At 54.7% G+C, this 21264-nt stretch carries 22 protein-coding genes; 17 read left to right on the forward strand and 5 right to left on the reverse strand.

Features of this window, described 5'->3' with window-relative positions; translation table 11 throughout:
• Positions 1 to 161 precede the first annotated feature (161 nt).
• The 3 genes from G5574_RS20815 to flgA form a co-directional block, all read right to left on the reverse strand.
• On the reverse strand, positions 162 to 593 hold the full coding sequence (locus G5574_RS20815) for a flagella synthesis protein FlgN (RefSeq protein WP_006118813.1): 432 nt from the start codon (positions 591 to 593) through the stop codon (positions 162 to 164).
• A 5-nt stretch (positions 594 to 598) separates the two neighbouring features.
• The gene (flgM, locus tag G5574_RS20820) at positions 599 to 901 is read right to left on the reverse strand and encodes a flagellar biosynthesis anti-sigma factor FlgM (RefSeq protein WP_006118814.1); all 303 of its coding nucleotides are present in this window, start codon (positions 899 to 901) and stop codon (positions 599 to 601) included.
• 102 nt (positions 902 to 1003) lie between these two features.
• Positions 1004 to 1663 carry a flagellar basal body P-ring formation chaperone FlgA gene (gene flgA / locus G5574_RS20825; RefSeq protein ID WP_033737561.1) on the reverse strand — a complete coding sequence of 220 codons (660 nt, stop codon included), beginning with the start codon at positions 1661 to 1663 and terminating at the stop codon, positions 1004 to 1006.
• A 153-nt stretch (positions 1664 to 1816) separates the two neighbouring features.
• Here flgA and flgB point away from each other — a divergent pair, with 153 nt between their 5' ends.
• The 11 genes from flgB to flgL all read left to right on the forward strand — a co-directional run bounded on the left by flgB (position 1817) and on the right by flgL (position 11748).
• Positions 1817 to 2230 (forward strand): flagellar basal body rod protein FlgB, encoded by a 414-nt coding sequence (gene flgB / locus G5574_RS20830; protein WP_006118815.1) that lies wholly within the window; start codon positions 1817 to 1819, stop codon positions 2228 to 2230.
• Between the two features lie 2 nt (positions 2231 to 2232).
• Positions 2233 to 2637: a flagellar basal body rod protein FlgC gene (gene flgC, locus G5574_RS20835; RefSeq protein WP_006118816.1), complete on the forward strand. Its 405-nt coding sequence runs from the start codon at positions 2233 to 2235 to the stop codon at positions 2635 to 2637.
• Between the two features lie 12 nt (positions 2638 to 2649).
• Positions 2650 to 3321 (forward strand): flagellar hook assembly protein FlgD, encoded by a 672-nt coding sequence (gene flgD, locus G5574_RS20840; protein WP_006118817.1) that lies wholly within the window; start codon positions 2650 to 2652, stop codon positions 3319 to 3321.
• Between the two features lie 26 nt (positions 3322 to 3347).
• Complete coding sequence (flgE, locus tag G5574_RS20845) at positions 3348 to 4595, forward strand: flagellar hook protein FlgE (protein ID WP_006118818.1); 1248 nt, start codon at positions 3348 to 3350, stop codon at positions 4593 to 4595.
• Positions 4596 to 4615: 20 nt separating this feature from the next.
• Positions 4616 to 5374 carry a flagellar basal body rod protein FlgF gene (locus G5574_RS20850; protein WP_033737560.1) on the forward strand — a complete coding sequence of 253 codons (759 nt, stop codon included), beginning with the start codon at positions 4616 to 4618 and terminating at the stop codon, positions 5372 to 5374.
• Positions 5375 to 5391: 17 nt separating this feature from the next.
• Positions 5392 to 6174, forward strand: coding sequence for a flagellar basal-body rod protein FlgG (flgG, locus tag G5574_RS20855; RefSeq protein WP_006118820.1), 783 nt, complete (start codon positions 5392 to 5394; stop codon positions 6172 to 6174).
• Positions 6175 to 6239: 65 nt separating this feature from the next.
• Entirely contained in the window at positions 6240 to 6944 is a 705-nt protein-coding gene (locus G5574_RS20860) for a flagellar basal body L-ring protein FlgH (RefSeq protein ID WP_170317968.1), read from the forward strand.
• 9 nt (positions 6945 to 6953) lie between these two features.
• The gene (locus G5574_RS20865; RefSeq protein ID WP_006118822.1) at positions 6954 to 8063 is read left to right on the forward strand and encodes a flagellar basal body P-ring protein FlgI; all 1110 of its coding nucleotides are present in this window, start codon (positions 6954 to 6956) and stop codon (positions 8061 to 8063) included.
• Complete coding sequence (gene flgJ, locus G5574_RS20870; RefSeq protein WP_164483131.1) at positions 8063 to 9007, forward strand: flagellar assembly peptidoglycan hydrolase FlgJ; 945 nt, start codon at positions 8063 to 8065, stop codon at positions 9005 to 9007. Before G5574_RS20865 ends, flgJ begins: the two co-directional genes overlap by 1 nt.
• 123 nt (positions 9008 to 9130) lie before the next feature.
• Positions 9131 to 10771 (forward strand): flagellar hook-associated protein FlgK, encoded by a 1641-nt coding sequence (gene flgK / locus G5574_RS20875; RefSeq protein WP_006118824.1) that lies wholly within the window; start codon positions 9131 to 9133, stop codon positions 10769 to 10771.
• Positions 10772 to 10785: 14 nt separating this feature from the next.
• The gene (gene flgL / locus G5574_RS20880; RefSeq protein ID WP_006118825.1) at positions 10786 to 11748 is read left to right on the forward strand and encodes a flagellar hook-associated protein FlgL; all 963 of its coding nucleotides are present in this window, start codon (positions 10786 to 10788) and stop codon (positions 11746 to 11748) included.
• A 300-nt stretch (positions 11749 to 12048) separates the two neighbouring features.
• Here the strand turns inward: flgL and rne are convergent, their stop codons facing one another.
• Positions 12049 to 15318 (reverse strand): ribonuclease E, encoded by a 3270-nt coding sequence (gene rne / locus G5574_RS20885; RefSeq protein ID WP_033737559.1) that lies wholly within the window; start codon positions 15316 to 15318, stop codon positions 12049 to 12051.
• Between the two features lie 571 nt (positions 15319 to 15889).
• Here rne and rluC point away from each other — a divergent pair.
• Positions 15890 to 16846 (forward strand): 23S rRNA pseudouridine(955/2504/2580) synthase RluC, encoded by a 957-nt coding sequence (gene rluC, locus G5574_RS20890; protein WP_039341117.1) that lies wholly within the window; start codon positions 15890 to 15892, stop codon positions 16844 to 16846.
• A 12-nt stretch (positions 16847 to 16858) separates the two neighbouring features.
• Here the strand turns inward: rluC and G5574_RS20895 are convergent, their stop codons facing one another.
• Positions 16859 to 17446, reverse strand: a complete 588-nt coding sequence (locus G5574_RS20895) for a Maf family protein (protein WP_006118828.1) — start codon at positions 17444 to 17446, stop codon at positions 16859 to 16861.
• Positions 17447 to 17586: 140 nt separating this feature from the next.
• Between G5574_RS20895 and yceD the strand changes: the two genes are divergently transcribed.
• From yceD to fabD, 5 genes are read left to right on the forward strand one after another with little or no spacing between them, the layout of a single operon-like run.
• Entirely contained in the window at positions 17587 to 18108 is a 522-nt protein-coding gene (yceD, locus tag G5574_RS20900) for a 23S rRNA accumulation protein YceD (RefSeq protein ID WP_006118829.1), read from the forward strand.
• A 14-nt stretch (positions 18109 to 18122) separates the two neighbouring features.
• A complete protein-coding gene (gene rpmF, locus G5574_RS20905) occupies positions 18123 to 18293 on the forward strand; it encodes a 50S ribosomal protein L32 (RefSeq protein ID WP_003849870.1) in 171 nt (56 codons plus the stop codon).
• 25 nt (positions 18294 to 18318) lie between these two features.
• Positions 18319 to 19359, forward strand: coding sequence for a phosphate acyltransferase PlsX (gene plsX, locus G5574_RS20910; protein WP_033737556.1), 1041 nt, complete (start codon positions 18319 to 18321; stop codon positions 19357 to 19359).
• The gene (locus G5574_RS20915) at positions 19360 to 20313 is read left to right on the forward strand and encodes a beta-ketoacyl-ACP synthase III (protein WP_164483132.1); all 954 of its coding nucleotides are present in this window, start codon (positions 19360 to 19362) and stop codon (positions 20311 to 20313) included.
• A 16-nt stretch (positions 20314 to 20329) separates the two neighbouring features.
• On the forward strand, positions 20330 to 21262 hold the full coding sequence (gene fabD / locus G5574_RS20920) for an ACP S-malonyltransferase (RefSeq protein ID WP_006118832.1): 933 nt from the start codon (positions 20330 to 20332) through the stop codon (positions 21260 to 21262).
• Positions 21263 to 21264: the final 2 nt, after the last annotated feature.

Genomic DNA, 21264 nt, shown 5'->3' on the forward strand with positions numbered 1-21264 from the left:
AGGATGTATAGCGCGTTGGACACTGCATCTGTTGGGCGAAGGGGACAGATATTCTGCATAACAGACCCGCCGCCCTGTGACGACAGCATGAAAAAATCCGTCATCCACGCGTGATGACGGATTCTTCAAAAATGGACAGCGTGATCACCAGACTGACGTTATCAGATTTTACGGCTCAGCGTCGCCTGGCCCTGACCTTTTCCATCCGGTCCGTAGAACGCTTGCGTCTGATGCGGCTTAAGCACGTCTAACGCATCATGCGTGAAGGTAATCTGGTGCTGTAACAGGATGCCGTTGTGCGTGTTGGCACGGTGTAACCGACGTGTATGCTGCTGAATACCTTCCCAGCGGCGCGCCATGTCACTCTGACCACGATAAGGTGCAGATGTCCCCAGACTTTTCTCGTTGCTACGGCGCATCTCATCCAGATAGTTCAGCGTCGTCAGCAGCGCGCTTTTATCTTCGGTAATGCGCTGCAAATTGTTGCTGTCAATCATTCCGGACGACAACTGTTGTTCTTCTTCATCCAGAACGGTCGCCAGAGACACCAGCACTTCCTGCATCTTATCTAATGTGGTCAGCAAATTACTCATGGGGATTATTTACCCTCTAAATACGCCTTAGTGTCGGCAATCAGCGCATCGGCGATCTTGCCGGTATCCATCTTCAACTCGCCATTACGAATAGCGGTTTTCAATTGTTCAACGCGTTGGACGTTAATGTCCTGGCTGCCTGGCTTCATCAGCTGCGCCTGGGCGCTGCTCAGGCTCACCTGAGCGGCGGCTGGCGTGGTCGCTGTTGCGCTGTCACTCTGGCGCACACGCGCAGTTTGCGGCTCGCTGCTGTCACGTGTTTGCACGGTGCTGGCGGGCTTTAACGGTTGTGTTCTTTCGATGCTCATATTCGGGCTCCTGTAAGGTCAGGGGGTCTGCCACCTGAATCATAATAGCGTAATCGCTTTGCTGATTCTTCTATCGGCAAATAAACAGGCTTCTTTAATGTTTTATAGTGTTATAAGAATTTTCCCATCATCACTGACCCGACCGCTCACAACCTGACCGTTCCCCATACGTACACGAACCCATTGCGCGATAGTGCCATTGCTTAAGGCTTTCCCCTCGCCGCTGGCATCAAATCCGTCGCCACTGGCAACCACCATGACATCCTGACCTGCTTTTACACGCCACGGCTGGCGCAGCATCGACTGACTCACCGGCTGTCCCGGCTGAATGTCACGCAGCACCACAGAATCGGCGACGGTCTCATCGTTAAGCAGGGTGCGCGGCGGCAGCGTATCCAGACGTCCCTCTTCGATACGGAAATCGTCTTTGCTCACGGTTGCGCCGCGGGCAATTAAATTTTTCGCCACCAGATAACGGCCAGTGACCTGAACCTGGACCTGAATATAACGTCGATTTTCTCCGCAGTTGGCTGCCACGCTCATATTGCCCCACGGGCGGCTGTTGCCGGGCAGCGTAAATTGCGGCGTATCACATAAGGGCCACTGTGCCTGTGGCGTGCGAATGACGACGTTCATGCCCGTGGCATGCTCAGGATCACGGGCTTTAAAAAACTGGTTCAGTTGGGCGCTGAAATCGCCTGCCATAACGGGTAAGGCAAACAGGGCCAGCAGGCTGGCTAACAGGGCTGGATATCCACGCATGTGCTTTTCCTCACTGATGATGGCGATGAGTGTACGCGTTTGAAAAAAAAATCAAGAGTTAAAATAGCGACGATTTGAGGCGTTATTCAGACGATGGCTCTTGCTTTTTCCCAATTATGCTGCCAGCTCGAAATTCTCATTTGCGGAGGAAGCATGCTCGACAAACTCGATGCGGCGCTACATTTCGGTACCGAAGCCCTCAACCTGCGAGCTCAACGTCAGGAGATTCTGGCATCCAACATTGCCAACGCCGACACCCCAGGCTATCAGGCCAGGGATATCGACTTTGCCAGCGAGCTGAATCGGGCAATGGCGAATGGACGTGCTGAAGGCAGTAGCCTGGCGCTCAAAGTTACTTCGTCGCGTCACATCGAAGCGCAGACGAACACGGCACCGTCGATGGATTTGCTGTATCGCATTCCGGATCAGCCATCTGCGGACGGTAACACCGTCGATATGGACCGCGAACGTACTCAGTTCGCGGATAACAGCCTGAAATATCAAACCGATCTCACACTTATCAGTAGCCAAATCAAAGGCATGATGAGCGTGTTACAAGGGCAATAATCATGGCATTGCTGAATATTTTTGACATTGCCGGCTCAGCGATGACCGCGCAATCACAGCGATTAAACGTCAGTGCCAGTAACCTGGCAAACGCCGACAGCGTGACCGGCCCGGACGGGCAGCCTTATGTGGCAAAGCAGGTCGTTTTTCAGACCGATGCTGCGCCGGGTGCGGCCACCGGTGGCGTAAAAGTGGCGCAGGTTGTTGATGATCCTACGCCCGCGAAACTGGTGTATGACCCGGGTAACCCGATGGCGGATGCCAAAGGCTACGTGAAGATGCCTAACGTGGATGTGGTAGCGGAAACGGTCAACACCATGTCGGCATCACGCAGCTACCAGGCGAACGTCGAGGTGCTGAATACCGTGAAGTCGATGATGATGAAAACGCTGACCCTGGGTCAGTAACGGAGAAAAATAATGACTATCGCGGTAGGCGTTAATGAAAAGCTGGACCCCACGGTCCTTAGCTCATCCAGCACCGGCACAAGTAACAGCGCCCAGGATCTGCAAAACCAGTTCCTGACCATGCTGGTGACGCAGCTGCAAAACCAGGATCCCACCAATCCGATGGATAACAGTCAGCTGACAACACAGCTGGCACAGATCAACACCCTGAGCGGTATTGAAAAACTGAACACCACACTGGGATCGATTTCGGGTCAGATCAGCACCAGCCAGTCACTACAAAGTTCGACGCTGATTGGCCATGGCGTGATGGTGAATGGTTCACAGATTCTGGTCGGTAAAGGCACGACAACGCCGTTTGGCGTGGAGCTGACTAACGCAGCCACCACCGCCACGGCGACGATTACCGATGCACAGGGCAATGTGGTCAGCACCCAGGACCTGGGCGCACTGACCGCCGGCGTTCACACGTTCTCGTGGGACGGCAAATTACCGGATGGCAGCGTCGCGCCAGATGGAAAATACAAAGTTGCGATTGCTGCCAGTAACAGCAGCGGTCAACAGGTGGCTCAGCCACTTAACTATGCCTACGTCAATGGCGTAAGCACTGCGGGTAATACCGCAAAACTGGATCTCGGCACCATGGGCTCCGCCACCCTTGACGACGTACGTCAGATTCTCTGATTCACCTGTAGACAGGAGAGATTTAAATGTCATTTTCACAAGCGGTCAGCGGTCTCGGCGCTGCCTCAAGTAACCTGGACGTTATCGGTAACAACATCGCTAACTCCGCCACAGCGGGCTTTAAGTCCAGCACCATCGCGTTTGCCGACATGTTTGCCGGTTCAAACGTGGGTCTGGGGACTAAAGTCGCTGCCGTGATCCAGAACTTCAACGATGGTGCAACGACAACGACCAGTCGAGGACTGGATGTAGCGCTGAGCGGTAACGGCTTTTTCCGTTTGACTGACTCGGCGGGCGCCGTGTTTTATTCACGTAACGGGCAGTTCAAACTGGACGAAAACCGTAACCTGGTCAATGCCCAGGGCCTGAACGTTACAGGTTATCCTGCGTCAGGGGTTCCTCCGACCATTCAGGCAGGTGCTAACGCCGTGTCGCTGTCTATTCCTACGACACAAATGGCTGCCAGAGCGACCACGACCAGTAATTTAGTCGCAAACCTGAATTCAACGTCACCGATTCTGGATGACACCAAATTCAACGTTTCTGATGAGACCACACGTAGCGCGAAGAGCACAATTTCGATGTTCGACACGCAGGGTAACAGCCATAACGTCGACCTGTACTACGTCAAAACAGCTAACAATACCTGGAACGTCCATGCTGTGGATTCGACTGTAGGCTCTGCAGTAGGTAATTACCAGATGTCGTTCGACGCTAACGGCAAGTTGACCAGCGTTTCCCAAATTACTGCAGCGGGTGCCATCGTTCCGGGAACGACAACTGACAGTACTGCAACGTTGCCACTCACCGGCGCAAACGGTGCTAACGGCACGACGGTTGCACTGAATTTCGTCGGTAGCCAGCAGCAAAATACCGGTGCATCAACTTTTGGTAGCCCAACTCAAAACGGCTATGCGCCGGGCGATCTGACCAGCTATGCCATCAACAATGACGGCACCATCACTGGCGCTTATTCCAACGGACAAACTCAGCTTCTGGGACAAATCGTTCTGTCCAGCTTTGCTAACCCTGAAGGTCTGCAGTCAAAAGGTGACAACGTTTGGTCGGCAACCAGCGCGTCCGGACAGCCCGCTATCGGCGTAGCTAATACCGGCACCTTCGGTTCACTGACCGCAGGCGCACTGGAAGCTTCGAACGTCGATATGAGTAAAGAGCTGGTCAATATGATCGTCGCGCAACGCAACTACCAGGCGAACGCGCAGACCATCAAAACGCAGGATCAGATCCTTAACACTCTGGTCAACTTACGTTAATTCGCTAACGGGATTGCTCTATGGATCACGCGATATATACCGCGATGGGCGCGGCCAGTCAGACACTGGATCAGCAGGCGGTTACCGCCAGCAACCTCGCCAACGCCTCAACGCCCGGTTTCCGGGCGCAGCTGAACGCGTTGCGTGCTGTACCGGTCACTGGTTGGTCACTGCCCACGCGCACGTTGGTCACGGCGTCCACGCCGGGTGCCGACATGAGTCAGGGGGCCATGGATTACACCCAGCGCCCACTGGACGTGGCAATGCAGCAGGATGGCTGGCTGGCTGTACGCACCGCCGACGGCAGCGAAGCCTATACCCGCAACGGCAACATGCAAATTCGTTCGGACGGTACGCTGACGGTGCAGGGCAATCCCGTAATGGGCGAAGGTGGTCCGATTGTGATCCCTCAAGGTTCTGAGATCACCATCGCGGCTGATGGCTCTATTACCGGGCTGAACGCTGGCGACTCACCTAATGCGACTGTACAACTGGGCCGTCTGAAGCTCGTCCAGGCAACCGGTAAAGAGTTAGAGCGTGGGGACGATGGCATGTTCCGTCCCACCGCCGCGACGCAGGCGACACGTGGCGCAGCCCTGCAGGCCGATCCGACTATGCAGGTCATGCCGGGTGTGCTTGAGGGCAGTAACGTGAAGCCGGTGGAAACGATGGTCGATATGATCGCCAATGCCCGCCGTTTCGAGATGCAGATGAAGGTCATTAACAACGTTGACCAAAACGAACAGAAAGCCAACCAGTTGCTCAGCATCGGCAGCTAAGGCGCGAGGATAAATACATGATTCGTTCTTTATGGATCGCCAAAACCGGTCTTGATGCACAGCAGATGAACATGGACGTGATCGCCAACAACCTGGCCAACGTCAGTACTAACGGGTTTAAGCGCTCACGTGCCGTGTTTGAAGATCTGATGTACCAGACCATGCGTCAGCCGGGCACGCAGTCATCTGAGCAGACGACGCTGCCGTCAGGTTTGCAAATCGGTACTGGTGTACGTCCGGTGACGACCGAGCGTTTGCATACGCAGGGCAACCTGTCGCAAACCAACAACTCAAAAGATATCGCCATCAACGGCCAGGGTTTTTTCCAAATCCAGATGCCAGATGGAACTTCTGCGTATACACGTGATGGTTCATTTCAGGTTGACCAGAACGGCCAACTGGTGACCAACGCGGGTTTCCCTGTGCAGCCTGGTATTACCATTCCAGCCAACGCCACAAGTATCACCGTGTCGCGTGATGGTGTGGTGAGCGTAACCCAGCAGGGGCAGACGCAGGCCGCCCAGGTCGGACAGTTAACGCTGAGCACCTTCATGAACAATGCGGGTCTCGATAGCGTGGGTGAAAACCTCTACAAGGAAACGCAGGCATCGGGTGCGCCGACGGACAGTACGCCTGGGCAGAACGGTGCCGGTTTGTTGTATCAGGGTTATACCGAAACCTCTAACGTAAACGTCGCGGAAGAACTGGTTACGATGATCCAGACGCAGCGTGCTTACGAAATTAACAGCAAAGCGATCAGCACCTCCGATCAAATGCTGGCGAAGTTGACACAGCTGTAACACGAACAGGGCCAGCTAAGGCTGGCCTGAAGACTAGTCATAAATAAGGTCGTAACTCCGTGGCGATGCAACATATTCTTAAGCCTGGACATTGGTTAGTAGTCACCGCACTGCTGACGCTTAACGGTTGTGCGTTGGTGCCACGCACGCCACTGGTGCAAGGAGCGACCACGGCTCAGCCGTTGCCCTCTGCGCCACCTGTGGTAAATGGGTCCATTTTTCAGGGTGTTGCGCCGCTCAACTACGGCTATCAGCCGCTGTTTGAAGATCGCCGCCCACGTAATATCGGCGATACGCTGACTATCACCTTGCAGGAAAACGTCAGTGCCAGCAAAAGTTCGACCTCGAATGCCAGCCGTAACGGCAGCGGCAGTCTGGGTATCACTGCAGTGCCTACCGGTTTAGAAGGTTTAGCCGGCGCAACGGGCGAAAAAGCCAACTTTGCGGCGGGTGGCAAAAATGATTTCGCAGGCAAAGGTGGGGCATCTGCTAACAACACCTTTACCGGCACCATCACCGTCACGGTGGATCAGGTTCTGTCGAACGGCAACCTGCACGTGGTCGGAGAAAAACAAATTGAGATCAACCAGGGCACCGAGTTTATTCGTTTCTCGGGCGTGGTTAACCCACGCACCATCAGTGCGAGTAACGCCGTGTTGTCTACAGCCGTGGCCGATGCACGTATTGAGTACGTCGGAAATGGTTATATCAATGAAGCGCAAAATATGGGCTGGTTGCAGCGCTTCTTCCTGAATATCTCGCCGTTCTAAGAGGTTGCAATGAAAAAGCTAACATTATGGCGTGTCGGTCTGGGATTACTGTTAGGCGTAAGCCTGATGGCGCGTGCCGATCTGATCCGCGACTTAACCACCGTACAGGGTGTGCGTGATAACCAACTGCTGGGTTATGGCCTTGTCGTGGGCCTGGACGGAACAGGCGATCAGACAACGCAGACGCCGTTCACGACCCAAACCGTCAGCAACATGCTGTCGCAACTGGGCATTACCGTGCCACCGGGCACCAACATGCAGCTCAAAAACGTCGCCGCCGTGATGGTTACCGCCAGGCTACCTTCGTTTGCCCGCCAGGGCCAGACGCTGGATGTGGTGGTGTCGTCCATGGGTAACGCGAAAAGCCTGCGCGGCGGCACGCTGTTAATGACGCCACTGAAAGGCGTGGATAACCAGGTTTATGCGCTGGCCCAGGGTAACATTCTGGTCGGCGGCGCGGGTGCCGCAGCAGGCGGCAGCAGCGTTCAGGTCAACCAGCTTAACGGTGGACGGATTACCGATGGGGCAACGGTTGAACGTGAACTGCAGAGCAACTTTGGTTCGCAGAATACGATTAACCTGCAGCTGAACACCGAAGATTTCTCCATGGCGCAACGAATTGCTGATGCGATCAACGCCCGTGGCGGATACGGTTCGGCCCAGCCGCTGGACGCCCGTACGGTCCAGGTCCGCGTGTCTCCGAATAATGGTGCGCAGGTTCGTTTACTGGCAGAGATTCAGAACATTGATGTCTCCGTGCCGGTTGAGGATGCCAAAGTCATCATTAACTCACGCACCGGCTCTGTTGTGATGAATCGTGAAGTGAAACTGAACACCTGTGCGGTCGCTCAGGGCAACCTGTCTGTCACGGTCAATCAGCAGCAAAACGTGAGTCAGCCGAACACGCCGCTGGCGGGTGGACAGACTGTCGCTACTACCAATACGCAGATCGATCTGCGTCAGAGCGGCGGTGCGTTGCAACGGGTTAACTCCAGCGCCAACCTGAACAGCGTGGTGCGTGCGCTGAATGCGCTGGGTGCATCGCCTATCGAACTGATGTCTATTTTGCAGTCAATGCAGAGCGCGGGTTGCCTGCGCGCAAAACTGGAAATTATCTGATGAACGATACGCAATCGCTGATGAATGCGGCTTTTGACAGCCGCTCGTTGAACGACCTGAAACGCGATGTCACTGCCGATCCCAAAGGGAAAGCACTGCAGGTCGCGCAGCAGGTTGAAGGGATATTTGTTCAGATGATGCTGAAGAGTATGCGTGAAGCGTTACCGCAGGACGGCATTCTCAGCAATGAACAGACCAAGCTTTTCACATCAATGTACGATCAGCAGATTGCGCAGGACATCGGTAAACGTGGCCTGGGCCTGGCGGATATCATCGTTAAACAGATGGAACCCGCCAAAGCCCCGGACGAGCGCGCCGGTACGGTGCCGATGAAGCTGGATAACAGCTTCATCATGAGCACCAGCGGCGCCACGCCGCTGGAGCAAATGGTGCGCAAAGCTATGCCGCGCCTGCCCGCGCCTTCGCCCACCGGCCTGCCGAGCGACAGTCGTGACTTTATTGCCCAACTGACTCAGCCCGCTCAGGCCGCCAGTCAGCAGAGTGGTATCCCTCATCACCTGATTCTGGCGCAGGCTGCACTGGAGTCAGGCTGGGGGCAACGTCAAATCCTGACCCGTGATGGAAAGCCGAGTTATAACGTCTTTGGCATCAAAGCCAGCGGGAACTGGAAAGGCGAAACGACCGATATCATGACCACAGAATATGAGCACGGTGAAGCTAAAAAGGTGCGTGCGACATTCCGGGTTTACAGTTCTTATTTCGAAGCGTTAAACGACTACGTCAAACTGCTTTCAAATAACCCACGTTATGCGGCTGTCACCAATGCACAGAGCGCGGAGCAGGGCGCCCAGGCATTGCAGGCTGCGGGCTATGCCACCGATCCGAAATATGCGCAAAAACTGATGGGAATGATTCAGCAATTCAAGAGCATGGGTGAAAAAGTGGTGAAAGCTTATAGCCAGGATTTAAGCACATTGTTCTGAGAATTGTGCCTCAAGTTTCACTTAAGCATGCCGATAATAGCAGCAAGAGCCAGGCGCGCCAGCGCACGCTGGCGACCACACTGATGACAGCGACCCGTGTAGCGGGGAATGTAAGGAACCGAGATGTCCAGCATAATTAACTCCGCAATGAGCGGGCTCAGTGCCGCACAGGCCGCCTTAAGCACCACCAGTAATAACATCAGCAATTACACCGTTGCCGGCTATTCACGTCAGACGACGATTCTGGCAGAAGCCAACAGTACCCTGCAGGGAAAAAGTTATTACGGTAACGGGGTTAACGTAACCGGTGTTCAGCGTGAATACGACAGTTTTATCGCAGCGCAGCTGCGTGGGTCTTCAGCCACCTACAATGCGGCAAATACGCAGTATTCGCAGGTCTCCAATATCGACGATCTGATGTCAACCTCGACAACGAGTCTGTCGAGTGCGATTCAGGGCTTCTTTAGCAACATGCAGAACGTGGTCAGTAATGCTAACGATCCCGCAGCGCGTCAGTCTATGCTCAGCAACTCCCAGGGGCTGGTCAATCAGTTTCAGACCCAGGCGCAATATCTGACCAACCTGCAAAACAGCGTCAATACGGACGTTGCGGCCAATGTGGATCAGATCAACACGTTTACCAGTCAGATTGCGAACCTCAATCAGCAAATCGCGAAACTCACTACGGGTAACGGTGCGGTGCCGAATGACTTACTGGACCAACGCGACCAGCTCGTCAACGGACTAAATAATATTGTCGGTGTGACGGTGTCACAACAGGATGGTAGTTATACCGTTTCGATGGCTAACGGCACCTCATTAGTTAACGGCTATCAGACAACCAAAATGGTTGCCATGCCATCAAACAGTGATATTACCCGTACAACAATTGGTTATGTGGATGCACAGGCCGGTAATGTACAGATTCCGGAATCCTCTGTAACAACGGGTTCTCTGGGCGGCCTTCTTAGCTTCCGCTCTCAGGATTTAGACCTTGCTCAAAACCAATTGGGACAGCTTGCGGCCGCTTTTACGACCAGTTTTAACACCGTGCACAAGCAGGGATTCGATAGCAATGGTGATCAGGGCGTCGACTTCTTTACTATTGGCGGCCCAACTGTTCAGGGCAACAGTAAAAACACCTCATCTGCAACGATGACCGCAGCATGGAGCAATGCCAGTGCTCTGCAGGCATCGAATTACACCGTCAGTTATGACGGAACAAACTGGTCAGCTACGCGTTTGTCAGACAATGCCAAAACGACCCTGACGCCCACCACCTCGGGCGGCGTGACGACGCTCAGCCTGGACGGGATGAGTCTGACGGTCAACGGTACGCCGAATGCCAAAGACAGCTTCCTGGTGAAGCCGGTTCAGAACGCTATTACTAACATGTCAGTGGCGATTACCAGCGGCTCGCAGATTGCGGCGGCGGCGGCACCAGGCGGTGAAAGTGATAACCGCAATGCCCAAAATTTACTGGCGCTACAGGATGCCAAAATCGTCAACGGTAATTCTACGTTGTCCCAGGCCTATGGCGCGATGGTGAGTACCGTTGGTAACAAAACACAGGCCCTGAAAACGGCCAGTACAACGCAGCAGAACGTAGTGACGCAGTTAACAAACCGTCAGCAGTCTGTCTCCGGCGTTAACCTGGACGAAGAGTATGCGAACCTGACCAAATACCAGCAATATTACATGGCGAATGCGCAGGTTTTAAAAGCGGCCAGCACCGTTTTTGACGCCCTGCTTAGCATTAACTAAGAGCAGAGGACATCATGCGACTCAGTACAAATATGATTTTTGACCAGCAGGTTCGCGGCGTAAGTGATGCGCAATCCTCCTGGTTGAGTGCGGGCAAACAGCTGTCTACCGGATACAGAGTGTCTAACCCGTCTGACGATCCGATCGCCGCTTCCCGTGCCGTGGTGTTATCGCAAACTCAGGCGCAGGCAAGCCAGTATGCGGTTGCCCGTACCTTCGCCGACCAGGGCTTATCCCTGGAAGAAAACACGCTGGACGGTGTGACAAACAGCATTATGAGCGCGCAGTCGATGATTGTGGCCGCCTCAAACGGCTCATTGAGCGACGATGACCGCGCCTCGTATGCGACGCAGCTGGAAGGGGTGCGTGCGCAGTTACTGAACCAGGTCAACAGCAAAGACGCCAACGGGCGTTATATCTTTGCCGGCTATAAAACTGATACACCACCGTTTGTGGATGGTGCCGGCGGTGTGACCTATCAGGGCGGAACCGACGCGATTACGCAAAAAGTCGATACGGACCGTACGATGACGATCGGTCATACCGGTAACAGCATCGTAATGTCGATCACCAGCAACGCGGTGAAAGAACCGAACGGTGGCACCAGTGAAACGAATTTATTCAATATGCTGGACAGTGCTATCAGTGCGCTAAAAGTGCCCCAGAATGGCGCGGATGATGCCACCAAAGCGACCTTTTCAGCGGCAATGGATAAAACCAACCGTGGTCTGAGCAACTCGCTTAACAACGTGCTCAGCGTACGTTCCGAAATCGGAACACAGCTGAAAGAGCTGGATACGTTGAATGCGCAGGGTGACGATCGCAAAGTGATTTATGACTCGCAGATGAGTAGCCTGGTGGATGTGGATTACACCCAGGCGATTTCCAGCTACACCATGCAACAACAGGCGCTGCAGGCTTCTTATAAGACCTTCACTGATATGTCTCAGATGTCATTGTTCCAGTTAAATTCATAAAAATTTTAGGCGTACTTTAACCGGGTGCGCTTAGTTTTTCCCATCGTCCTACAGGGACGGTGGGATTTTTTTTGTCTGCGTAATGCCTCTTTCGCTGCTCAATTAACATGGCGACCTGTGCGGAGAACCTTTGCTGCATGATTGACGCTGTGCTGCACGGATCAGGCTAATGTAGCCCTGATTACATACCTCAGGATGATCCCTCCGTGGTGTTTCTGCCCGCATACCTCACCCGAAATGTCCGTAACAGACAATAAAAAACCCGGCCGGAGCCGGGTTTATCACGTCTGCGAACCGTGCTTATGGCTTGGTCGCAGGGGCCGTTGCCTGGTGGGTAGCACTATGGCCGCCCGCAGAACCTTTGCCTTCAAAATTGAAGGAAGGACGCTGCCAGTCGCTGTGACGCGCAGGCTCTGGTTGCCATGCTGGCGCAGGCGCTTTGGTCATTGGGGCTGACGCAAAGTGCTTCCAGCGCGTTTCCGCATTGGCCTGGAGGGCTTCTACAGCAACGTCGCGCGCAGCCACAGGCGCATGCGGTTCGGTGATGGGTGCAACGGTTTCCTCTGCAGCAACCGGTGCATTTAACACCGCGTCAACCTGAGCTTCGGTTGTCGGGCTCACCGCCGTACCGGCCTGCTCTGCGGGCTCAACGTGCTCGTGTTGGGCGACCTCGGGCGCGGCGGTCACGTCGGACTTATGCGCGTCTTCAGCCGTGACATCGGCAGGTTGTGCCTGCTGCGCGACGGCGTCGGCGCGGGCTTCTGCAGCCGCAGGAATCACAGAGGGTTCCTGATGCACAGGAGCATCAATCGCCTGCGTGTCATCCGTATTCACCACAGTAACCGGCGTGTCTGTCTGGGGTTCAGCAACCTGTACTGGATCGGGCTGTGAAACCGGCGCCTCGTCTACGGCCGCTGCCACAGGCAGGGCGATAGCAGGTGCTGTGTCTGCATGGCTGTCGTCCTGTGCGGTTTTCACGGCATCCTGTGTGGTCTGCTCTTCGTTCGTCTGTGCGACCGGATAGCGCACCCAGACTTTGCCTGACGCCATCTCAGGTGAGGCCGAAGCGGCTTCTAATGGCATAGCAGACTGTGTTGGGTAGCGTTCATCGCGGTAACGACGGCGACGCTGACCACTGACGCGCAGATGACGCGGTGAACGACGAGAGCGACGCGGCATGTTGGCGTTCTCACGCGCTTCGGTTTCGTCCGCGTCGTCGACCTGTGAGGCTTCTGCAACCGGCTGAATCTTGCGGGCTTCAACAGATTCTGCTGACTCGACGGCAGCATGCTGAGGCTGATCATTGTTGTCGCCAACACGCACTTTTTGCGTCAGCTGACGCGGTTTGCGGCGTGGCATAGCCTGAACGCGCTCATCGTCCTGTGCTTCAGCCGCAACGGGCTCAGCGGTTTCAACGGCCTGTTCAACCGCGCTGTTCGCTTCCTGCTGGGCACGTTTCTCTTCCTGACGACGACGCTGACGTTCAGCACGCTGTTCACGACGCTGCTGCTGTTGCTCATCGCGTTGCTGGCGAGCTTCATCGCTCAGCGCCGGACGTTCATCACGCGCCTCGTTAGACTGCCCCTGACGCTTATTACGACGGTTGTCTTCACGTGGTTCACGATTGTCACGGGTTTCGCGGTTGTCCCGAGATTCACGCTGCTGAGTGGTGTCACCATTACGTGGCGTGCGCTCACGGCGGTTATTGTTACGGCGGTTGTTACGACGATCGCCACGCTGATTGCCGTTCTCCTCACCGCTGGTTTTCTGCGGTTCGGTCACTTCAGCAACGGGCTCTGCCGTGGCAGGCGCAGGCTCACCGGCGAACATTTTTTTCAGGCCCGCCAGCAGGCGACCAACAAAGCCTGTTCCGTTGGATGGCGTTGCAGGGGCGGTTTCAGCAACCGGCGCAGTTCGCGCTTTGGTCGCTTCCGGCGCTGCTTCCGTCGGTGCCGGTGGCGCATCAGGCATCACAAATGCCGCCAGGGCCGGTTGTTCTGGACGACGACGTTCGGCATGTTCTTCTTCCGAAGGCATCGCCATTTCGGCTTCGTGCAGCTTAGGCAGGTGATAGCTCAGCGTCTGCGTTTCTTCACCTTTCCGCACGCGCAACACGGAGTAGTGCGGCGTTTCCATCCGGTCGTCCGGTACGATAACCGCACGCACGCCGCCCTGGCGTTTTTCGATAGCATTGACCGCTTCACGTTTTTCATTCAGCAGGTAAGAGGCCACAGGCACCGGGACAATAGCATGCACTTCTTTGGTGTTGTCCTTCAGGGCTTCTTCTTCGATCAGGCGCAGAATAGACAGTGACAGCGACTCGTTATCACGAATGGTGCCGGTACCGCTACAGCGCGGGCAGACATGATGGCTCGACTCGCCCAGTGACGGGCTGAGACGCTGGCGGGACATTTCCAGCAGGCCAAAACGTGAAATATGGCTGATCTGAATACGGGCGCGATCCTGACGGACCGCCTCACGCAGACGGTTTTCTACCGCGCGCTGATGGCGAACCGGCGTCATATCGATAAAGTCGATAACGATCAAACCGCCGAGGTCGCGCAGGCGTAACTGGCGGGCGATTTCATCTGCTGCTTCGAGGTTCGTGTTAAACGCGGTTTCTTCGATATCGCCACCACGCGTAGCGCGTGCCGAGTTGATATCGATGGCGGTCAGTGCTTCGGTGCTGTCGATAACAATCGAGCCACCGGAAGGCAGGCGCACTTCACGCTGGAAAGCGGACTCGATCTGCGACTCGATTTGATAGTGGCTGAACAACGGGATTTCGCCGGTGTAGAGCTTGATCTTGCTGGTAAAGTCCGGACGGCCCAGAGCCGCAATATGCTGACGCGCCAGTTCCAGGACCTTCGGGTTATCGATAAGGATTTCGCCGATGTCCTGGCGCAGGTAATCGCGGAATGCGCGCACGATTACGTTACTTTCCTGATGAATCAGGAAGGGCGCAGGACGGCTGTCAGCGGCTTTCTTAATCGCTTCCCAGTGTTTCAGACGGAAGCTGAGATCCCACTGCAGCGATTCGGCTGATTTGCCTACACCTGCGGTACGGACAATCAGCCCCATACCATCAGGCAGTTCCAGTGCCGAAAGCGCTTCTTTCAGTTCGGTACGGTCGTCACCTTCAATTCGACGAGAAATGCCGCCCGCGCGCGGGTTGTTCGGCATCAATACCAGATAACTTCCTGCCAGCGAGATAAAGGTGGTCAGGGCGGCGCCTTTATTACCCCGTTCTTCTTTATCGATCTGAACAATAACTTCCTGGCCTTCACGCAGCACATCCTTAATGTTTGGACGACCGTGAGCGTTGTAGGAAGCAGGGAAGTATTCGCGAGAAATTTCTTTGAGAGGGAGGAAACCGTGACGTTCTGCACCGTAGTCGACGAAAGCCGCTTCAAGGCTGGGTTCGATACGGGTGATTTTACCTTTGTAGATATTGGCTTTTTTCTGTTCGTGTCCGGGACTTTCGATATCCAGATCGTACAGACGTTGACCATCAACCAGGGCAACGCGCAACTCCTCCTGCTGAGTTGCGTTAATTAACATTCTTTTCATCGTAACGTACTCGTTATTCTTTCATGAGTGATTAAAGCTGCGGGCATAGTTACCCTGGACGAGTATCAACCGATGGCCCCGTGACTTAGTGCAATGTCGTCAACCTCACGGTTATCGACCGCGCGAGGGGCGCAAATAACGTCGGTGGCCTGTTTTTCATAAGGAACAACAGCACCAGATAGTGGAAATGCGAGAGATAATTCTGTAAACCCGTGCACTCCATCTCATGTCCAGGCCGCAACCCGCAGCCCGCTAAGTGCCTGATTTCGCATTACGTCTTACGCCATTGCTGCGTGTCTGCTCAATCCGACAAAATAACTAATTTCGCTTTTTTTCTTATCTGAATCCTCAGCTAAGAAACCTAAGCATTATTCCACTGCTAACCTTCATATAGCAAGGTGACTTTAACTGACTGATCAATTTTCTTTACATTTTAAGAACCCTGCGACAGAAAGCGCATTCAGGCTGTTGAAAATGCCAGCAATCTGATTGCTCATCCCGACGCTACGCAGAGAGTTAAGCACATAAAAAGGGGTGGCGCTATCAGGGGACACTATTTAGAATCGCCGCCATGAAAACAGAGAATCCCGGCGTACAGTTTGTCGCCATCACGGCTGAAAACGCCGGACAACGTATTGATAACTTTTTGCGCACCCAGTTAAAGGGCGTGCCGAAGAGCATGATTTATCGCATCGTGCGAAAAGGTGAAGTGCGCGTGAATAAAAAACGCATCAAGCCTGAATATAAACTCGAAGAGGGCGATGAGGTGCGCATTCCGCCAGTACGTGTGGCGGAGCGTGATGAGGACGCTGTCTCGCCCAAACTGGCCAAAGTTGCCTCACTGGCTAACGCCATCCTCTTTGAAGACGATCATTTGCTGGTCATGAACAAACCGTCCGGTACAGCCGTACACGGCGGCAGCGGCTTAAGCTTTGGTGTGATTGAAGGACTGCGCGCCCTGCGTCCGGAAGCGCGCTTTCTGGAGCTGGTACATCGCCTTGACCGCGATACGTCCGGCATTTTACTGGTGGCCAAAAAGCGCTCAGCATTGCGTTCGCTGCATGAACAGCTGCGTGAGAAGGGCATGCAGAAAGATTATCTTGCGCTGGTGCAGGGCAACTGGCCCTCGCATATCAAAGTGGTTCAGGCGCCGCTGCTGAAAAATATCCTGCAAAGCGGTGAACGTATGGTGCGTGTCAGCAGTGACGGCAAACCGTCGGAAACCCGCTTTAAAGTGGAAGAACGTTTTGCGTTTGCCACGCTGGTCAAAGCCAGTCCGGTAACCGGGCGTACGCACCAGATTCGTGTACACACCTTGCACGCCGGTCATCCCATCGCCTTTGACGATCGTTACGGCGAGCGCGACTTTGACAGCAAACTGGCCTCTACGGGGCTGGATCGGCTCTTCCTGCACGCGGCTGCGTTGACATTTACGCACCCGAATACAGGGGAAACCCTGCGTATGGAAGCGCCGCTGGATGACACGTTACAGCAGTGCCTGACGAAGCTGCGCCAGCAAAAAAACTGACGCAGGGCGGCATCACGCTCCCAGGGGATTGATGCCCGCTTCACGCAGCATCGCGCTGAGCGCGATAAGCGGCAGTCCCACCAACGCATTCGGATCGCGCCCTTCAAGCCGGTCAAATAAGCAGATGCCCAGTCCTTCACTTTTGAAACTGCCGGCGCACTGTAGCGGTTGCTCTTTCTTTATATAGTTGGTGATGTCGGCCTGACTCAGCGTGCGGAAATGCACGGTAAAAGGTTCGCAGCACTGCATCAGCCGCTGGCTGGCAGGGTGGTAGAGGGCGAGGCCGGTGTAAAAGGTTACGCGGTTGCCACTGGCAGCGCGCAGTTGTGCTTCTGCGTTCTGCGCCGTATGGGGTTTTCCGGTAATCCTGCCGTTAAGGACGCAAACCTGATCGGAACCAATGATCCAGTGATGTGGATAACGCTCAGCCAGCGCCTGAGCTTTGGCTATGGCCAGGCGCGTAACCAGATCCTCTGCGCGTTCATTTTCTAACGGCGTTTCATCTGTCTGGGGTGAATCTACTGTAAAAGGCAGGCCAAGCTTGCTCAGCAGCGCCTGACGAAACGGTGAGGTTGATGCTAAAAGAATCGATGCTGTCATTTTTTTTCAATATTGATAGCGAATTGGTGGCAGTCATTTTAAACTGTGCGCCGCACTGGATGCGAATAGTGGTTGAAAGATGCTGTCCAACGGCCTTTTTCTTTGACTCTATGTGATTACAAAGTTAATATGCGCGCCCTATGCAAAAGGTAAAATTACCCCTGACGCTGGACCCCGTCCGCACCGCTCAAAAACGCCTTGATTACCAGGGTGTTTATACCTCGCAACAGGTAGAGCGTGTGGCTGAGTCGGTCGTCAGTGTGGACAGTGATGTTGAATGTGCCATGTCGTTCGCGGTTGATAACCAGCGTCTGGCAGTACTGACGGGTACTGCTGATGTTGAGGTTACGCTTCGTTGTCAGCGCTGCAACCAAGTTTTTCCACATCATGTTCACGTAAGCTATTGCTTCAGTCCTGTTTCATCTGATGAGCAGGCCGAGGCGTTGCCGGAAGCGTACGAGCCGGTTGATGTCAACGAATTCGGTGAGATCGACTTGCTGGCGGTTATCGAGGATGAAGTTATTCTCGCGCTGCCTGTGGTTCCGGTACACGATTCTGAACACTGTGAAGTGTCCGAGGCGGACATGGTCTTTGGCCAATTGCCTGCAGAGGCAGAAAAACCAAACCCATTTGCCGTATTAGCCAGTTTAAAGCGTAAGTAATAGGAGTAAGGTCCATGGCCGTACAACAGAATAAACCCACCCGTTCTAAGCGTGGTATGCGTCGTTCGCACGATGCGCTGACCACTGCTGCTCTGTCAGTAGATAAAGTTTCTGGTGAAACTCATCTGCGTCACCACATCACTGCGGATGGTTACTACCGCGGTCGCAAGGTTATCGTTAAGTAAGATCTTTGCTTAGCAAGGCGATACCTTGACACGTTTGACCCTGGCTATCGATGCCATGGGCGGGGATTTCGGTCCCTGCGTGACGGTGCCTGCAGCATTGCAGGCACTGGCCTCTCATTCGGAACTTATCCTTCTTCTGGTCGGAGACCCCGACATTCTCACGCCATTGCTTGCCAAAGCCGATTCCGCCCTGCTGGCGCGTTTGCAGGTTGTCCCTGCCGAATCCGTTATTGCAAGTGATGCGCGACCCGCACAAGCCATACGTAACAGCCGCGGCAGTTCAATGCGAGTGGCGTTAGAGTTGGTGAAAGAAGGGCGGGCAGAGGCCTGCGTCAGCAGCGGCAATACCGGCGCGCTGATGGGGCTGGCGACATTATTACTGAAGCCGCTGGACGGCATTAAGCGTCCGGCGTTGATGACCGTTTTACCCCACCAACATCAGGGAAAGACGGTCATTCTGGATTTAGGTGCCAACGTCGATTCTGACAGTGCGATGCTGGTGCAGTTTGCGGTAATGGGCGCGGTCATGGCCGAAGAAGTGTTAGGCATAGCGCATCCCCGCGTGGCACTTCTCAATATTGGCCATGAAGAGCATAAAGGGCTTGAAAGCATTCGCGATGCGGCGTTAAGTCTGAAGGCATTACCGCAAATTAATTACATTGGTTACCTTGAAGGTAATGATTTGCTGACCGGCAAAACGGACGTGCTGGTTTGTGATGGTTTCGCTGGAAACATCACACTGAAGACAATGGAAGGCGTGGTAAGAATGTTCCTTTCTCTGCTGAAATCATCGGGAGAAGGTGAAAAGCGGTCGTGGTGGCTGACGTTGCTGGGGCGCTGGGTTAAAAAGCGTTTGGTCAGGCGTTTCGGCCATCTCAACCCCGACCAGTATAATGGCGCTTGTCTGTTAGGATTGCGCGGGACAGTGATCAAGAGTCATGGCGCAGCAAATCAACATGCCTTTGCCATGGCGATCAATCAGGCCGAGCAGGCGGTGAGGCGGCAGGTTCCTGAACACATTGCCGCCCGTCTGGACGCTGTATTAGCCAGGAGTGACAAAGCCTAGATGTTTACCAAAATTATCGGTACGGGCAGTTATTTGCCCAGCCAGGTCCGCACCAATGCCGACCTGGAAAAAATGGTGGAGACCTCGGACGAGTGGATTGTTACCCGTACCGGCATCCGTGAGCGCCGTATTGCTGCGCCGGATGAGACTGTTGCAAGTATGGGCCACCATGCAGCACAACGTGCCCTGGAGATGGCGGGCGTCGATGCCAATGACGTGGGCCTGATCATTGTGGCGACCACGTCTTCCAGTCATGCCTTCCCCAGCTCTGCCTGCCTGATTCAGCAGATGCTTGAAATCAAGGATTGCGCCGCGTTTGACCTGGCTGCGGCCTGTGCAGGCTTTACTTATGCGTTAAGCGTTGCCGATCAATACATCAAAAATGGTGCAGTGAAACATGCGTTGGTCATCGGTTCTGATGTCCTGGCGCGTACGCTCGATCCTGAAGATCGTGGCACGATCATTCTGTTCGGTGACGGTGCGGGCGCAGTGGTACTGGGTCAAAGTGAAGAGCAGGGCATCATTTCTACCCATCTGCATGCTGATGGCCGTTACGCCAAATTGCTGACGCTGCCTTATCAGGATCGCGCGCATCAGGATCAACCCGCTTACCTGACAATGGCTGGTAATGAAGTCTTCAAAGTGGCCGTGACAGAACTGGCGCACATCGTTGATGAGACCTTGCAGGCGAACAACATTGCGCGTGAAGAGCTGGACTGGCTGGTGCCGCATCAGGCAAACCTTCGCATTATCAGCGCCACGGCGAAAAAACTGGGCATGACCATGGAAAAAGTGGTAGTCACGCTGGATCGTCATGGAAATACCTCAGCCGCATCGGTGCCCAGCGCACTGGATGAAGCCGTGCGCGATGGCCGCATCAAACCCGGACAACTTATTTTGCTGGAAGCCTTTGGTGGTGGATTCACCTGGGGTTCTGCGCTGGTTCGCTTTTGATTGACAGGAACTGAAAATGACGCAACTTGCTTTTGTTTTCCCAGGTCAGGGCTCACAGTCTGTGGGCATGTTGACAGAACTCGCTGCCGCTTATCCGGTGGTTGAAGAGACGTTCCGTGAAGCCTCTGAGGCCCTCGGTTATGATCTGTGGCAGTTAGTGAGCCAGGGGCCTGCGGAAGAGTTGAACAAAACCTGGCAGACGCAGCCTGCGCTGCTGGCCGCTTCTGTGGCGATTTACCGTGTCTGGCAGCAGCAGGGGGGCAAACAGCCTGTGCTGATGGCGGGCCACAGCCTGGGCGAATATTCTGCGCTGGTCTGTGCGGGCGTACTGGATTTCGCGGACGCAATCAAACTGGTTGAACTGCGCGGTAAACTGATGCAGGAAGCCGTGCCAGAAGGTACCGGCGCCATGCAGGCGATCATCGGTCTTGATGATGCGGCCATTGCGAAAGCCTGTGAAGAAAGCGCGCAGGGTGAAGTCGTTTCGCCGGTGAACTTCAATTCGCCAGGCCAGGTCGTTATCGCGGGTAACAAAGATGCGGTAGAACGTGCAGGCGCGGCCTGTAAAGCGGCGGGCGCCAAGCGCGCGTTGCCGCTGCCGGTCAGCGTACCTTCACATTGTGCACTGATGAAGCCTGCGGCGGAAAAACTGGCACTGACGCTGGAAACGCTCACCTTTAAGGCACCCCAGGTGCCGGTGATTAACAACGTCGACGTGAAAGCCGAAACGGATGCCGACGCGATTCGTCAGGCGCTGATTCGCCAGCTTTACAGCCCGGTACGCTGGACAGAAAGCGTAGAGGCGATGGCTGCGCAGGGCGTGACGCAACTGATTGAAATGGGTCCGGGTAAAGTGCTCACTGGCCTGACCAAACGTATCGTAGATGGCCTGTCTGCGGCAGCGGTGAACGATACTGCGTCATTGACTGCGGCACTTGCACAGGAATAAGA

The organism is Pantoea stewartii, assembly GCF_011044475.1.
Classification (GTDB): Bacteria; Pseudomonadota; Gammaproteobacteria; order Enterobacterales; family Enterobacteriaceae; genus Pantoea; species Pantoea stewartii.